This window comes from Paracidovorax sp. MALMAid1276, assembly GCF_049198005.1.
Lineage (GTDB): Bacteria > Pseudomonadota > Gammaproteobacteria > Burkholderiales > Burkholderiaceae_C > Acidovorax.
The window spans coordinates 1-15,410 of record NZ_JBMIRS010000071.1 but is presented as its reverse complement, the minus strand read 5'-3'; the positions used below and the strand labels follow the sequence as shown (position 1 = coordinate 15,410).

The window sequence follows — 15,410 nt, the reverse complement described above, 5'->3', positions numbered from 1 at the left end:
GAGTTCGCAGCGGCAGGCCGGTTGCCGCGGGCCCGCAATGCCCGGCGTCCAGTCCGCTCCTCCAGAGGATCGCCTCTCGGCTCCGAGCGACACAGGGCGGCGCTAGCGACGCGCACGGGCCCTGCCACGCTCATGGGCGGGGGACGTAACGGGCGCGCGGCCGCCAGAGGCCGGTCACGCCGCGCTGCTCCTGCACATGCGCAGCCCAGCCGGCCATGCGCGCCACCAGGAAGAAGACCGCTGCCGACCAGACGGGAAGCCGGAGCGCCCGCACCAGGCAGACGACGGCGAACTCATGCCTTGGATGGTCCGCGAGATTCTCCTTCGCCCAACCGACGAAGTCGGCGACCTGTCGCATGTTGAAGGAGTCGTCAGCCAGTTCGGTGGCGATGGCGAGCAGGTGCTTCGCGCGCGGGTCGCCGCCCAGGTAGAGCGGATGCGTGAAGCCGGGGATCCGCTGCGCCCGCTGGTGCAGGCGCAGGGCCTTGTCGCGCAGCGCCGTCGCGGACGGCCTTGCGGTGAGGAACCGGTCCACGACCGCATAGTGCCCGGCGATCTCGGTCCCGGCGCTTGCGCAGATGCCCACGGCAATGCAGTCGAAAAGGTTCGCGCCTCCCGAGGCAGCCGCCCGGACGGCCAGGGTGCCCGGCGGCAGTTCGTGGTCCGCGAGGAGCACGAGCAGCGCGTTCACCGCGCGGATCCGCGCTGGCGTGGTTTCGCATCCGAAGGACCGGATCAGCGTCGAAGCGATCGATTCGGAGCGCTCCGGCAGCGTCAGCGCGCGGGCCGGGCCGACGCATCCCAGCGCTTGCGCCACGGCACAGATCAGCAAGCGCGCCTCTTGCACGACGCCCGCGTCCAGACCCCCACCGCCCGACATCCTGCGGCTGCGCTCCAACTGGAGAGCCAGCATCGCGAGCGATCCGTACACGCGGTGAGGATCGGTACCGTGCAGTATCCGCAAACCGGCCTCGCGGGCCAGTGCCTGGTCGCGCGGAGGGATTCTCCAGGCGCCGGCCCTCGCGACATCGAGAGGAGCGCCCCAGAGCAATTCGCAGACCCGCTCGAACGGAACGCCTTGCCGCGCGAGGTCGCAGGCCAAGTAGCCCCGGTAGGCTGGACCCGCCTCGGTGATTTCCGTGATACCGCTGCTGACGATGGGCGGCCCATGGTCCATCGCACCGGCTGCCGCCGCGGCATGGCCTGCACGGGCGGCCGCGCGCGCCATGACCCGTTCGATGTCCGAGCGGCTGTACAGGTGCGCCTTCGTTCCGGGCTGGGGCACGCTGCGGATGGCCCCCCTGCTCACATAGGCGTAGAGCGTCTGCGGGCGGACGCCCAGAAGGGCAAGACTGGCTTTCGCATCCAGGAAATCCGGCTGCCGGCACGACGTGGGATCGGGGCATGTGCTCATGTGGGCTCCGCGCGATTCCAGCGTTCGACGGCACGTAAATCCCGAAACCGCGCTATGTCTCCGTAGGTCTAATCATTAGGTCTCTAATTATCTCACAGGCTGCCAGGCAGAAGACGGCGGCACTGGCCCGGCGGGTTCCGGCGTGCGTTCCATGGGGCATCCATGCCACTCGCCTGTGGCGCGCGGGGTCCACTGGGTGGCATCGTCGACTCGTCGACCCACATCGAGACCGATGCGGCGCGGCTGGCCGCTCGGGCGCACTGCGCCGCGGCGGGACCGATGCATTTGAGGGATTGGGGAGAGCGTGGCACTGCCGCGAGGCGCGGTGCGCTTCCATGGCGCGCCGCACCCAGGGCGCGGCCATCGGCAGCGCGGGCTACGGTCTTGCGGATGACTGAGCGGCGCCTGTCCGCTTCGGATCATCCTGAATGCACTCGTCGCTCGCCAGGTTGTCGATGATCTTCAGCAGCGAGCGCCGCACGATGCTGATGTGGGCATCCGTCAGGGATCTGATGGCGAGCGCGTTGACCTCCTCGGCCAAGGGCACGAGCTTCGCCTTGAGGCGCTTGCCCGCCGGCGTCAGGAAAACGTAGATGCTCTTGCGGTTGTCGGGACGCTGCTTTCGCAGGACGTACCCGAGCTCCTCCATGGCCTTCAGGGCGATCGCCGTGGTGGGCGCCATCACACCGGCCTCCGCGCTCAGTTCTGCCTGGGTGAGCCCATCCTTCTCCCAGAGAATCCGCAGGAAGGTCCAATGGCCGAGTTGGACGTCGTGGCGCGCAAGACGGGTCTGCAGCGATCGAAGAAAGGAGCGCGTCGCGTCCTTCACCAGATGCGCTAAACGGTCGTCGGGAACGCCCTCATGCCAGTGCTGCAGCATACGGCTCGCTACCTCCGCCGACTCTTTCCCTGCCTTTTTTGCCAATTTTCATTCCTCAATGCATCCCAACGGACGCTCTGCCCGGCCGACCCCCTGCAAGACAGCGGCGATCGGCGTACATGAACGAGCCGACGGACACGAAGAAGCGGGAGGAGGTTGAAAAGGTGCTGCCCAGGCCAAGCGGACCGCACAAATATAGCACCGTACATTCTGCTGTTCTCAGTAGGCGGCATGCTGATCCAGATCACAAAACCATGCGGTTGCACGGGCAATGCCGGGACGATGCCCAACGCCTTCGTTCTGGCAGGCCATAGACTTTTCGCCCCGCGTCGCACGCTTGGCACCAGGCTACGCGCGCACTTCGGCGCGTCAACCTTCAGCGAGCGGCTTCCCGTCCGCTCGAGACAGCGGCGGCCGATTGGCTTCAGCGCCCCGCTCCGCGGCTGCGCCGCCCGGGATGCGCGTGCGGGAGTTGCGCACCTCTTGACCAGACCACGGTGCCTGCGACACGCGGCCCGCAGCTTGCGCCTGCGGGTATCGCGAACTGCCGGTCCCGGCGGCATCACCGCCCCCGCCGAGGAGGTCTATGCCGCCCCTGCCAAGGGGCCTGTGCCGCCGATGCTGCTTCGGTCCTTCTCCGGCGCCGGCCGGGAAACTGCAGTTTTTCCCGCCGCGTCATGCCGGCTGCAGGCCAACGTGCTGGTGCCCCAGCGCGTCCACCGAGTCCACCCCCAACAAGCCCATGACGCGGTCCGTCTCCTGCAGGAGGATCTCGAGCGCGCGACTTGCGCCGGCCTCCCCCGCCGCAGCCACGCCGTACAGGGGCGCCCGGCCCAGCAGCACGCCGCGCGCGCCAAGGGCGAGGGCCTTGACGATGTCGGAGCCCCGCCGAAAGCCGCTGTCGACCAGGACGGGCATGCCCCCGGCAGCGGCGGCGACCGAGGGCAGCATGTCCAGCGTGGCGGGCAAGCCGTCAAGGCTGCGCCCGCCATGGTTGGACACCACGACGGCGTCCGCCCCATGGGAGGCGGCCAGGCGCGTGTCGTCCGCGGTGAGGATGCCCTTGACCACCAAGGGGCCCGCCCACTGCGAGCGAAGCCAGGCGACATCCTCCCAGCTGTAGAACGGATTGCGCTGCGCGCGGGTATAGGCGGCCAGCGCGTACGCGTCGGAGCCCGGTGGCAGGAACTCAGCCAGGTTCTCGAAGCGCGGCATGCCGCGGGCGAACCATGTGGAAACGACCCATCGCGGATGGGTCGCCGCGTCCCAGACGATGCGCGGAGAGAAATGCAGTGCATGGGCGAATCGGTTCCGCACATCCCGCTCACGGTTGCCCGGGATCAGCGAATCGACCGTGACCATGAGCGCGCAGTAGCCGGCCGTGTGTGCGCGCGCCAGCAGCCTGGTCGCGACCTCGCGTCCGCCCCACGGATAGAGCTGGAAGAACTTGGGTCCAGCCGATGCCCTGGCCACGGCCTCGATGTCGTTGTTCGAGCCGGCGGACAGCGAGAACGCCACGCCCGCCGCTGCGGCCGCGCGCGCCAGCATGAGGTCCGCGTCCGGCACGTAGATGCCGTTGAGGCCCGTCGGCCCGATCATGAAGGGCGCCGCGAGCCGCTGCCCGAACAGCGTGATGGACAGGTCGCGCGAGCCCTTGCCCGTGACCATCCGCGGCAGGAGGTGATAGCGGTCGAAGGCGGCGCGGTTGCGCCGCAGCGTCACTTCGTCCTCCGCGCCGCCTTCCAGGTAGTCCCAGATCACCTGCGGCAGCCGCCTCTTGGCCAGCCGGCGGAGATCCTCGATGTTGACGACCGACGGAGGCTGCAGTTTGCGGTGTGAATGCATGCGCCTCGCCTACTCCGCGCGGATTCCCGCCGCCTGGATGATCGGCCGCCAGCGCGCGATCTCGCTGGTGATCAGGTCCATGAACATCTGCGGCGGCCCGGGCGTGACGTCGACGCCCTGCGATTGCAGACTCGCGCGCGTGGAAGGGTCGGCCAGGGCCTTGTTCAGCGCCGCGGTCAGCTTGGCGACGACCGTGTCGGGCGTGCCCGCCGGCGCCATGATCCCGTACCAGGCGCTGGCTTCCACGCCGGGCAGCCCGGCCTCGCCGGGGGTCGGCACGTCCGGCAGGGCCGGGGAGCGCTTCTCGCCCATGACGGCCAGCGCCTTCACGCGGCCGGCCTGGATCTGCGGCAACGCCGACACGAGCGGCTCGAAGATCACCTGGATCTGGCCGGCGATGAGGTCCGTGATGGATCCCGCGCTGCCCTTGTAGGGCACATGCGTCATCTGGATGCCCGTGCGCAGCTTGAATAGCTCGCCCGCCAGGTGATGGGCGGAACCCGTGCCGCTCGAGCCGTAGTTCACGGCGGTGGGCTGGGCCTTGGCGCGCTCGACCAGGTCGCGCAGCGACCCCGCCGGGAAGGCCTTGTTCGCAATCGCCACGAGGGGCATCATGCCGATCTGCCCCACCGGCCGGAAATCCTTCACGGGATCAAACGGGAGCTTGTCGTACATGCTCGCCGCATAGGCGTGCGCCGAGGGCGTCACGATCAGCGTGTAGCCGTCGGCCGGAGACTTCGCGACGATGCCGGCCGCGAGCGTGCCGGCGGCCCCGCCCCGGTTCTCGACGATTACGGGCTGCCCCAGCGAATCCCCCATCTGCTGGATGAGCGACCTGGCGATCACGTCCGTGGGGCCGCCGGCCGGCGCGCCCACGAACAGGCGGATCGGCTTCGTGGGGTAGGCGGCGCTCTGCGCCTGGGCGCTCGGCTGCAGCTGCAAGGCCAGGCTCGCGACGACGAGCGACAGCATGCGAAATCTCATGAGGTATCTCCTGAATGGTTCTTGGAAGCGGAAAGGATCCCGGCGCTTGCGCCCGGCCGGGTGCCTCCGGGGCGATCCCGGATGCTCGGTCCAGCGGACTGGCCCGCCGACCTGGGAACAAGCGAAGCGCCGCCCGCGGCACGCGTGGGGAAGGTGGCCGGCTGCATGACGGCACGCTCCTAGTCAAGCACCCGCCTCTGCAGCGTGTCCCGCACCAGTGTCCGCAGCCAGCGGTGCGCCGGATCCTCGTGCTGGCGCCTGTGCCATATCTGGATCACCTCCACGCTGGGCGATGCGAACGGCAGCGGCAGGGCCGCGATGCCTTCCTTGCCCTCGAACGCGCCGGCGAGGTCCATGGGAATGATGGCCGTCAGGCCGGTCTGCGGGATGATGGTCAGCAGGCCGAGGTAGTGGGGAATCGTGGCCACCACGTTGCGGTGGATACCCATCGCGGCCATGGCCTTCTCGATGACCTCCTGGCTGCGGCCTTCCGTTCGCACTGCGATGTGGAGCGCCGACTGGAAGGAAGCGAGGTCCAGCTCGCCGCGCGCGGCGAATTCCTTGTTGCCCGTGATGCACATGAACCCGCTGTTGCGCAGGAGCCGCTGCTGGAAGACGCCGCCGTTCTTAATGTCGGGGAAGTACCCGATCGCGAGATCGACGCCCCCCGATTCCAGCCCCTCCTCCAGCTTCTCCACGATCGGCGAGACCGTCCGCAGCCGCACGCACGGCGCCTGCTTGCGCACGGCATTGATCACCATCGGCAGATAGCAGGTCTCGCCGACATCCGTCATGCAGATCGTGAACAGGCGCGACGAGGTGCGCAGGTCCAGCGCCACCTTGGAGAAGATCTGGCGGCGTGCCAGCTCGAGGGCCTGGCGGATGGGCTCCGCGACTTCCAGCGCCTTTGCCGTCGGCTGCATCTCGTTCTTGACGCGCACGAACATGGGGTCGTCGAACGCCTTGCGCATCTTCGACAGCGCGTGGCTCATCGAGGGCTGGCTCAGCTGCAGCCGCTCGCCGGCCTTGGAGACGCTGCGGGTCTCCATGAGCGCCTCGAAGACGACGAGCAAATTGAGGTCCTCGTGGGACGGTTGCATCTTGGCCTACCCTTTGGCTGGATCGATGGGAATCTCCCCGGTCTGGCGCGGCGCGCCATGAAACCCGGGCCGCCGCGAGGTGCGGGCCGTGGCGCCTGGACCGCCCCCGGCGGCCCGCACGCGCCGGTGCCTTCTCCGGCCACGGCCTGCACGCGGAGCGCCACGGCGCACGCAAGGGCGCCGCCTCAGCGCAGCAGCTCCACGTCCTTGCCCGAGCCCGCCGACTCGAGCAGCGCCAGGCACACCTCCAGCGTGGAGCGCGCCCATTCGCCGTCATGCAGCGGCGCGGTCCCGTTCACCACGGCCTCGTACAGTTCGTCGATGACCTCGAAGCGGGGCACCGCGGGCCGGCCCAGCGGCCGCCGCTCCTTCGTGAGGTCCCCGTACACGCAGACGCTGTCGGGCAACGGACGGATATCGCCGCGCTCGCAGGACACCACGACCGGCCCGAAATGCTGGTGCCACGCCGGCGGCGCGCCCGCGGACGCGGGCACGTAGCCGGGCCCGCCATAGGTGCCGGCCGCCTTCAGGCGCGCCTCCTCCTCCGGCGAACCCACGGTCGCCAGCTTGCGGCGCGCGGCGCCGTACGCCTCGGGCGACTTCTCGGCGCCCATCTCGCCGATCCAGCCGCACCATTCGTCCGAGTCGAAGTGCCCGTAGCCGTTGTAGCTGACGCTGGCGAACGCCCCGCCCTCGAACCACAGCAGGGCCGAATAGGCGCCCTGGGTCGGGCGCCTGGGGTCCCAGTCGCCTGTGATCGCGCGCACCCGGCTGACCCGCGTGCCGGCCAGCAGGCGCACGATGTCGACCTGGTGGGCGGCCTGGCTGAACACCACGCCGCCGCCCTCCTCCGTGCGCAGCTCCTCGGGACGCCGCGGCCGGTAGAGGAAGTCGGTGTAGTTGAGCGCGTGGATCATGCGCACCCGCCCGAACTCACCGCCCAGGGCGATCTCGCGCGCGCGCAGGTACGGCGTGTCGAAGCTGTGGCAGTGGCCGACGATGAGGTGCACGCCGGCGTCCCGGCAGTCCCGGATCATCGCGTTGCAGTCGCCGAGGGACAGCGCCATGGGCTTTTCCACGAGCACGTGCTTGCCGTGCCGGGCGGCGATGCGCGCCTGCTCCGCGTGGAACTGGTGCGGGCTGGCGATGTAGATCGCCTCGACGTCCGGGTTGGACGCCAGGCCCTCGATGTCCGGGTACACCGGCGCATCGAAGTCGCTCGCGAAGCGCTCGCGCGCCGGCTCGCGCGGGTCGCAGGCCGCCACCAGCCGCACGCGCGCGTCGCGCTGGAGCGTGGGCAGCATGAGCGTGAAGGCGCGGCCGAGTCCGGCGACGCCGAGTCGAAGTGGGCGGCCGGCGTTCACAGGTCGATCACCAGTTCGTCGGACTTGGCCCGGGAGACGCAGATCATGATCTGGCTGTCCATCTCCTCGGGCAGCAGCACCATGTCTCGGTGGTCGGCCTCGCCGCTCAGCAGCTTCGTGCGGCAGGTGCCGCAGGTGCCGCTCTCGCACGAGGACGCCGCGTTGCAGCCGTGCTCGTGGAGGACCGACAGGATGGACTTGCCGACGGGCACCTCGAACGCCGCGCCTGAGCTGGCCAGCTTCACCAAGAAGGGCTTGTCGTCGGGCCGCACGCCCCCGCCCTCGTTGAAGCTCTCGAAGTGCACGTTGGCCGGCGACCAGTGGCCCGTCATGTCGCGCACCGCCTCCATCAGCGCGCGCGGGCCGCAGCAGTACACGTGGGCCGTGTTGGGCTTCTCCAGCACCGGCCAGAGGTCGAAGGCGCGCGCGGGGTCCCCGTGGCTGTGGTGGATCCGCACGCGGCTCTTGAGCTCGGGGGCGCCGAGCTCCTCGCGGAAGGCCGCAGTCTCGGGAAAGCGCGTCAGGTAGATGAGCTTCCACGGTGCCGGCGGCAGTTCGCCGAACGAGCGGATCATGGACAGGATCGGGGTGATGCCGATGCCGCCCGCGACGAAGAGGTAGCCCTTGGCGTTCTCGACCAGCGGGAAGGCATTCGAAGGCAGCGACGTGGGCAGCGTATCGCCCTCATGCAGTTCCTCGTGCATGGAGAGCGAGCCGCCCTGCCCCTCCGGATCGCGCTTGACGGCGATGACGTAGCGGTGGCGCTCCGCGGGATCGTTGCACAGCGAATACTTGCGCAGCATGCCATTGGGGGCCTGGACCTTGACGTGCGATCCCGGCGTGAACGGCGGCAGCTCGCTGCCATCGGGCTGTACCAGCTCGAAGCTGCGGATGTCGCGCGCCACGTCGAGGATCCGCGCCACGCGCAACGGCATCTGCGTGTCGGAATGGGTTTGGGGTGTGGTGAGCGTCATGACGCGCGACTACTCGGCCTTCAGCTGCGCCCGCGCGGCGGCGTCGGTCACCTGGGCCTTCTCTGCACGCAGCGCCCGCGCGAGCTGTTCGGGCGTTCCGCCCGCCGGGTCGACGCCCGCAGTGCGCAGCTGCTCGATGACCTCGGGGACCTTCACGATCCTGTTGATCTCGGCATTGACCTTGGAGATGACCTCGCTCGGCGTACCGGTCTTCGCCAACACCGCGACCGTGAATGCGAAATCGAAGCCGGGGATCTTTTCCGCCAGGGTAGGCATCTGCGGTGCCAGCGGGGAACGCGTCGTCGAATTGGTGGCCAGAAGGCGCGCCTGGCCCGACTTGACGAAGCCCATGAGCGACGGCGGCGAAGCGAACACCATGTCCACCTGTCCGCCGATCATCGCGGGGACCGAGACGGCGCTGCCCCTGAACGGAATGTGCGTCATCGAGATGCCCAGGCTTGCATTCATCGCCTCCATCGTCAGGTGGTGGATGCTGCCGTTGCCGGCGGAGCCGTAGTTGAGGCCCCCTGGCTTCGCCTTGGCCAGCGCGACGAGTTCGTCCAGCGTGTTCGCCTTGACGTTCGCGTTGACGGCGAGGAACAGCGGGGCCTTGCCGACGAGGGCGATCGGCACGAAGTCGTTGGCCGCGTCGTAGGTGATCTTCTTGTTGATCAACGGCGTGATCGACAGCATCGGCCCATCGGTCACCAGCAGCGTGTAGCCGTCAGCCGGGGACTGCAGGATCGCGGAGGCGGCGACCGAGCCACCCGCACCGGGCCGGTTGTCGACGTAGACCGCCTGCCCCAGCGTATCGCCCAGCGACTTGGCGATGATGCGCGCCACCGTGTCGGGAAGGCCGCCGGCGGCATAGGGAACGACGAGCTTGATGGCGCGGCTCGGATAGGCCTGGGCATGGGCCAGGGAGCCGAATGCGAGTTGGGCGATGCAGGCCAGGCCAACCAGCCAGGCGGGGATCTTGTGCTTCATGGTGGGTGTCTCCAGTTGTGGGTGGTGCGGGATCAGATGCTGTAGGTCTCGTAGGTCGCGGGGTGGAAGAGCTCGCTGACCGGCACGTGGCGCGATGACAGGCCCTGCTCGTAGTGGGCCCGCACGAAGGTCTCCAGCGTCCTGGCCGAGGCCGCCACGCCGTACGACCAGAAGTCGTCCCCCATCGCCTCGCGGGCAGCCTGCAGCTGCTCCTCGACGAAGGGCAGCGTGACCTTGGTGGCCGAGGTGTCCGACAGCAGCTCCAGCGCGGCGGCCTTGGACTGGGTGAAGGCCTTGACGAGCGCGGCGGGAAGCCAGGGGTGCTTGGCGGCGAGTTCCTTCCTGACGGCCGCCACGTGCATGATCGGGAACACGCCCGTGCGCCGGTAGTAGTCCTTGGCCACCGCGGTCGGGTCGTCGAACAGCCAGCCGATGTTCGGGTTGGCGAGCGCCGACCGGCTCGGCGGGCGCGGCGCCATGAAGCCATCGATCTCCCCGCGGTCGAGCATCTGCGAGATCGTCGCCCCCTCGGGCGCCTGCTCGATCCGGACGTCGTCCGGCAGCTGCAGCTTGACCTTCTCGGGCCGCCCCGGCGTCTCGATGCCCCCGCGCACCCAGGTCACGTCGGAGGGGCGCACGCCGAAGTCGTCCTGCAGGATCGCGCGCGCCCACACGTTGGCGGTGAGCTGGTATTCGGGCAAGCCGATGCGCTTGCCCTTCAGGTCGGCCGGCTCGCGGATGCGGTCCTTGCGCACGTAGATCGACGTGTGCCGGAACGCCCGCGAGAGAAACACCGGTAGCGCGATGTAAGGGCACTCGCCCCGCGAGTGCTTCACCAGGTAGCTGGAGAACGAGAGCTCGGTGATGTCGAAATCGACGCTACGCATCGCCCGGAAGAACATCTCCTCGGGATTGAGGAGCATGTACACGGGATCGACGCCGTCGATCTGAACGCGGCCGTCGAACAGCGCGCGGGTGCGGTCGTAGTCGCCCATGGCGACGGAGAGTTGGAGTTTGCTCACGGGATCAGGACTTCACGGAATAGGAGGGTTCGAACTCGGGACGGTTTTCGCCGTCCAGCCAGACATAGCGGGTCTCGTAGGTGCGCCAGTCGGTCGTCTTGGGGACGATGGCCTGGAAGGAGCAGACGGCCGGCGTGGCCGCCTCGGCGCCGGTGCCGATGGCAGGCGCCCCCTGGTCGAAGGCTTGCACGGCCTCGAGCATCTGCTTGCGGAATTCCACGATCGCCAAGTCGCTGGCGCCCAGACGGTCATGCGTGCGGTCGGCGATGGCGCCCATGGTCAGCCACATCGCCACGTCCTGGTTCGGGAAGCCGGTGATGCCCGTGAAGTTGCCGGCCTTCATGGCGTTGCGGTCCTGCCAGAACTTGTTCGCCTCGTTGCGCAGGGGGCGGTAGTTCTGGTCCAGGTCGACACCCACCGTCTGGCGCAGGAACTTGCGCCAGGTGTCGGTCTCCGGCGTCTGCGACGGGTGGCCCCAGGCGATGAAATAGAACGCCGTGCTCGTGTCGTCCATCGGCACGTTGATGTTGGCCACGTTGTAGAGGTTGTTGGGCGGGATCAGGGCCGTGGCCGGTGCCACGAACACCGTCGAGCGCACGTAGTCGTTCTCCGCGGCGTTCGTGATCGGGCGGCGCAGCGCGGCATAGCGGAAGCCGAAGCCGGTGCGCTGCACCTGCATGCGCGGCGCCTTGTCGGTGGACGGGCGCAGCCAGGTCTTGTCCGTGGCCTTCGCGCCGTCCACGCGCGCAGGAACCATGTCGGAGGAGTGAAGGCTGGAGCTGTGCGCGGAGTCGATGGCACCCTCGAGGATCTGCGCCCAGTTGCACGGCAGCAGCACTTTCGCGATGCTCACCCGCGTGTCCGCCGTCGGCGCCCACGGCGGCGGCTGGAATTCGGGCATGGTCTCCTTGGGCCCCATGTAGGCCCACACCATGCCAGCCCATTCCTTGGTGGGGTACGCGGTGTGCTTGACCTTGTCGACCATGCCGCTCGAAGCCGGCTCGGAAGCCATCTCCAGCACGTTCCCGTCGACGTCCATCTTCCAGCCGTGGTAGAGGCAGCGAAGCCCTCCCTCCTCGTTGCGGCCGTAGACCAGCGACGCGCGACGGTGGGGACAGTACTCATCCATGACGCCGACCCGGCCGTCGCTGTCGCGGAAGACCACAAGGTCCTCGCCGAACGCCCGCGCCTTCACCGGCGTGCCGTCGGGTTCGATCACCTCTTCCACGAGGCAGATGGGCATCCAGTGGCGGCGCATCAGGCGTCCCATCGGGGCGTCGCCTTCGACGCGGCAAAGCAGTTCGTTCTCTTCGTGAGTCATCATGATGTCATCTCATCTCTAGTGGTGGTTGCTTCAGGGGGGTTGAACTAGCAGGCCAGGGCGGCCTCGGGCTTTCGGCCCACGCGCAGCACCACGGGCTTGGCGCCGTGCTGCAGCTTGCAGAGCCAATGGGTGAGTGCCGAGTCGAGGTGCTGGACGTGGGGCGGAAACCAGGCCGCCAGCTCGTCCGCCACGCGGCGGGCCACCTCGACCTCCCCGCGCGCCAGGCGGGCACGCACGCCGCGCAGCGTGGACAGCACCGCTTCGTGCTCGCTGATGTGGCAGTCGCGCGGCGGAAACGCCGTCGTGCGCATCAACTCGTTCTCGGCCGCGAAGTGCGAGGCCGCATGCTGGAGCACCGCGTCCAGCGCCTGCGCCATCTCGGGCGCGGCGGCGCACCGCATGCGCTCGATCAGCTCGGCCAGTTGCTCGTGCTCGCCATCGATCGCCGCATGCCCGAGCAGTAGCGAGTCTGACCAGATCGGCGCCGAGGTTTCAGTGGGGTTCATGGCGGGGAATGCGGGCACCGTCTGGCGGTGCCCCGTTTTGTTAGTCGCCTTATGATTTTAGGGGCACACGTTGATCCGGGCAACGGTTTTCCCTACGGGGTTTCCCTAGAATCATTTGGTCTCTAATAATTTTGTAAACTCGGACTCGATGTGTACGCATGGCGGTGCGTGTGCGTGCGTGCGCACCGGTTCGGCCGACGGGCAAACGTCTCCTCCAGTCGCGCGCATGAGCGAGGTGAGGCCGCAAGCCATGCTCCGGCGCCGGTGGCCCCGGTGGCTGGCGCTCCGCCGGCCCACGCAAGCACAGGCGGCACGGCCGCGCCGGGACGCGGCCTCCCCAGGATGAACAAAAAGGATTGAACGTGAGTGAGAGAGAGTTTCTGAAGCAGGTGCACCAGGACGTCGAGCGTGCCTTGGACGAGGATGTCGGCCCGGGAGACCTGACCGCGGAACTGGTCCCGGCGACCGCCCGCGCCACGGCCACCATCACGTGCCGCCAGGCGGCGGTCGTCTGCGGCCGGCCCTGGGTCGAGGAGATACTGCACCGCCTGGCGCCGACGGCGCGGGCCGACTGGCGCGTACCCGATGGCGGCACCTGCGTGCCCGGGCAGGCCGTCGTGGTGATCGAAGGCGTGGCGCGCGAGCTCCTCACCGCGGAGCGCACCTGCCTGAATTTCCTGCAGACGCTCAGCGGCGTGGCGACCAAGACCGCCCGCTATGTCAAGGTGGTCGAAGGCACGCGCGCGGCCGTCCTAGATACGCGCAAGACCATCCCCGGCCTGCGCGCCGCGCAAAAGTACGCCGTGCGCTGCGGCGGCGGCCAGAACCACCGGATGGGCCTGTACGACGCCGTCCTGATCAAGGAGAACCACATCGCGGCAGCGGGCGGCCTGACGGCCGCGTTCCGCGCGGCGCAGGCGCTCAAGGGCCGCGTGGCCTTCATCCAGGTGGAGGTCGAGACGCTGCGGCAGTTGCAGGAAGCGCTCGACGCGGGCGTGGACATGGTGCTGCTGGACAACATGCCCCTGGAGACCGTCCGTGAAGCGGTGCGGCTGGCCCAGGGCCGCTGCAGCCTGGAGGTCTCCGGCGGCGTCACCTTCGAGACGCTGCGGGCCTACGCGGAGACCGGCGTCGACCGCATCTCCGTGGGCGCGCTGATCAAGGACGTGACGGCCGTCGACTTCTCGATGCGCTTCAGCGAGCGGCCGCTGGAGGCCTGAGCCGGGACCGCGTCGCGTCGGCGCGCATGCCGGCGACCGGACGGGCCCGTGCGCCGGGCCGTGGCCCGCATACGCCCCCGGTACCGGCGCCCCGCCGCCATCAGAGCAGGAACACGCCCTTGCCGCCCACGCCCTGGTCGAACAGCCGGTAGGCCTCCTCGGCCCGGTCCAGCGTCCAGCGGTGGGTGTACAGCTGGCCGACGTCGAGCCCCTTGGCGGCGACGAAGGCGGCGCACTCGGCCTGGCCGGTCGTCGAGAACGTCCACGACCCCATGACCGTCATCTGGCGGCGCAGCAGCTCCGGACTGACGTTGATGCGCACCTCGCCGCCCTCGCCGACGAAGCAGCAGGTCCCCCAGGTCTTGGCCGCACGGATGGCCGCGCTGCGCGCGGATGCCGCCCCCGAGGTCTCCAGCGACTTGTCGACGCCCTGCCCGCCGGTCAGCTCCAGGATGGCTTCTGCGACATCGCCGTCGCCCGACGGGGCGAAGGCCACGTCGGCGCCCAGTCGGCGTGCGTGCTCGAGCCGCTGCTCGTTCGTGTCGATGGCGATGACGCGCGCATTCATGGCCCGCGCGAACTGCGTGGCCGACAGGCCGACGGGCCCCTGCCCGAAGATGGCGATGGTGTCTGCCGCGGACAGGTGCATGCGCCGCAGCGCCTGGTAGGCGGTGCCGGTTCCGCAGGCGATCGCCGCGCCGGCCTCGAAGCTCAGCGAATCCGGCAGCGTGACCACGGTGTTCGCCGGCACCTTCAGGTAGGGCGCGTGGCCGCCGTCGTCGTTGTTGCCGTACACGCGCACCATCGGCTGGACGTTGCGGCACAGCTGCTGCCAGCCGGTGCGGCAGTGCGCGCAGGCGTTGCAGCCCTGGTAGTGGTGCACCATGACCCGCTGCCCGACCCGCGCGAGCTGCGCCGGCACGGCCGAACCGACCGCGCAGACGATGCCCGCGGGCTCGTGGCCGGCGATGGGCGGGCGGCCGATCAGCGATGGCATGTAGGCAGGCTGGTCCAGCGGCCTGCGGTAGTTCTGCAGGTCGGTGCCGCACATGCCGGACGCCTTCATCTCGATGACGACGTCCAGCGGCCCGGGCGTCGGGTCCGGCACCTCGAGGTACTCGATCTTGCGGTTCCCGGGAAATACGACACCTCTCATCGTGGCTCCTATGCGATGGATCTGTGGCTGTGCGGCCGGGAGGGTGCCTAGGCCTTGAAGGCGAACGGGTCGCGCACCTCGTCGCCGAGCTCGCACCAGACGCTCTTGGTCTGCAGGTAGTGGTTCACGGCCTCGGTGCCGTTGACGCGCCCGATTCCGCTGGACTTGTAGCCGCCGAAGGGCGAATTGAAGGCCAGCGTGCGGTAGGTGTTGAGCCAGACCGTTCCCGCCTCGAGCCGCCGCGCCATCAGGTGCGCGCGCCGGAAGTCCTTGGTCCACACCCCCGCGGCCAGCCCGAACTCCGAATCGTTGGCCAGGGCGAGGACCTCGTCGTCGTCTTCGAAGGGCATGACCGCGAGGACCGGCCCGAAGACCTCCTTGCAGATCACCGGATTGGCCGCATCCGCCCCGCCCAGGATCGTGGGCGCGAAGAAGTAGCCGATGACTTCGGCGACCTTTGTGAAAAAGCGTCGCATCACACTCCACAGCCGCGTCGCGGTGATGCCCGCTGTACTCTCTTGATCGAGGCTGCCAATGGGGGTCTCCTCGTTTTCAGTGCAATAAGTGACGGTACGCAAAGCTAGCACTGGCGCGGGGGTGGTCTGGGTAGACCGTTGATTTCATTGACTTTCCT

The 15,410-nt window shown here is 68.9% G+C and carries 14 protein-coding genes; 1 reads left to right on the top strand and 13 read right to left on the bottom strand.

All coding sequences use genetic code 11. The features are described 5' to 3' along the window. Nucleotides 1-130: 130 nt before the first annotated feature. From ACOQFS_RS04520 to ACOQFS_RS04470, 11 genes are all read right to left on the bottom strand, one after another. Complete coding sequence (locus tag ACOQFS_RS04520; protein ID WP_017404455.1) at nucleotides 131-1,414, bottom strand: citrate/2-methylcitrate synthase; 1,284 nt, start codon at nucleotides 1,412-1,414, stop codon at nucleotides 131-133. Between the two features lie 376 nt (nucleotides 1,415-1,790). Further along, the gene (locus tag ACOQFS_RS04515) at nucleotides 1,791-2,294 is read right to left on the bottom strand and encodes a MarR family winged helix-turn-helix transcriptional regulator (RefSeq protein ID WP_017404454.1); all 504 of its coding nucleotides are present in this window, start codon (nucleotides 2,292-2,294) and stop codon (nucleotides 1,791-1,793) included. Nucleotides 2,295-2,969: 675 nt separating this feature from the next. After that, nucleotides 2,970-4,139 carry an alpha-hydroxy acid oxidase gene (locus ACOQFS_RS04510; protein WP_059400358.1) on the bottom strand — a complete coding sequence of 390 codons (1,170 nt, stop codon included), beginning with the start codon at nucleotides 4,137-4,139 and terminating at the stop codon, nucleotides 2,970-2,972. A gap of 9 nt (nucleotides 4,140-4,148) precedes the next feature. Continuing rightward, nucleotides 4,149-5,111: a tripartite tricarboxylate transporter substrate binding protein gene (locus ACOQFS_RS04505; protein ID WP_017404439.1), complete on the bottom strand. Its 963-nt coding sequence runs from the start codon at nucleotides 5,109-5,111 to the stop codon at nucleotides 4,149-4,151. A 191-nt stretch (nucleotides 5,112-5,302) separates the two neighbouring features. After that, nucleotides 5,303-6,196 carry a LysR family transcriptional regulator gene (locus tag ACOQFS_RS04500; protein WP_229883141.1) on the bottom strand — a complete coding sequence of 298 codons (894 nt, stop codon included), beginning with the start codon at nucleotides 6,194-6,196 and terminating at the stop codon, nucleotides 5,303-5,305. 212 nt (nucleotides 6,197-6,408) lie between these two features. Next, a complete protein-coding gene (locus tag ACOQFS_RS04495; RefSeq protein ID WP_026062141.1) occupies nucleotides 6,409-7,587 on the bottom strand; it encodes a Gfo/Idh/MocA family protein in 1,179 nt (392 codons plus the stop codon). Continuing rightward, complete coding sequence (locus tag ACOQFS_RS04490) at nucleotides 7,584-8,561, bottom strand: PDR/VanB family oxidoreductase (RefSeq protein WP_017404442.1); 978 nt, start codon at nucleotides 8,559-8,561, stop codon at nucleotides 7,584-7,586. The genes ACOQFS_RS04495 and ACOQFS_RS04490 overlap by 4 nt, the downstream gene beginning before the upstream one ends. A 9-nt stretch (nucleotides 8,562-8,570) precedes the next feature. Further along, entirely contained in the window at nucleotides 8,571-9,548 is a 978-nt protein-coding gene (locus tag ACOQFS_RS04485; protein WP_017404443.1) for a Bug family tripartite tricarboxylate transporter substrate binding protein, read from the bottom strand. Nucleotides 9,549-9,580: 32 nt separating this feature from the next. Further along, nucleotides 9,581-10,570 (bottom strand): ABC transporter substrate-binding protein, encoded by a 990-nt coding sequence (locus ACOQFS_RS04480; protein ID WP_026062142.1) that lies wholly within the window; start codon nucleotides 10,568-10,570, stop codon nucleotides 9,581-9,583. A gap of 4 nt (nucleotides 10,571-10,574) precedes the next feature. Then, nucleotides 10,575-11,894 (bottom strand): Rieske 2Fe-2S domain-containing protein, encoded by a 1,320-nt coding sequence (locus ACOQFS_RS04475; protein WP_088167132.1) that lies wholly within the window; start codon nucleotides 11,892-11,894, stop codon nucleotides 10,575-10,577. 44 nt (nucleotides 11,895-11,938) lie between these two features. Next, nucleotides 11,939-12,400 carry a bacteriohemerythrin gene (locus ACOQFS_RS04470; protein WP_088167133.1) on the bottom strand — a complete coding sequence of 154 codons (462 nt, stop codon included), beginning with the start codon at nucleotides 12,398-12,400 and terminating at the stop codon, nucleotides 11,939-11,941. Nucleotides 12,401-12,762: 362 nt separating this feature from the next. Here ACOQFS_RS04470 and nadC point away from each other — a divergent pair, with 362 nt between their 5' ends. Further along, nucleotides 12,763-13,620, top strand: a complete 858-nt coding sequence (gene nadC, locus ACOQFS_RS04465; protein WP_103738775.1) for a carboxylating nicotinate-nucleotide diphosphorylase — start codon at nucleotides 12,763-12,765, stop codon at nucleotides 13,618-13,620. Between the two features lie 100 nt (nucleotides 13,621-13,720). On the opposite strand, the gene ACOQFS_RS04460 is transcribed toward nadC, so the two are convergent. Together ACOQFS_RS04460 and ACOQFS_RS04455 are read right to left on the bottom strand one after the other, a co-directional pair. Further along, nucleotides 13,721-14,776 (bottom strand): zinc-dependent alcohol dehydrogenase family protein, encoded by a 1,056-nt coding sequence (locus tag ACOQFS_RS04460; RefSeq protein WP_017404448.1) that lies wholly within the window; start codon nucleotides 14,774-14,776, stop codon nucleotides 13,721-13,723. 47 nt (nucleotides 14,777-14,823) lie between these two features. After that, entirely contained in the window at nucleotides 14,824-15,354 is a 531-nt protein-coding gene (locus ACOQFS_RS04455) for an aldehyde dehydrogenase family protein (RefSeq protein ID WP_421561742.1), read from the bottom strand. Nucleotides 15,355-15,410: the final 56 nt, after the last annotated feature.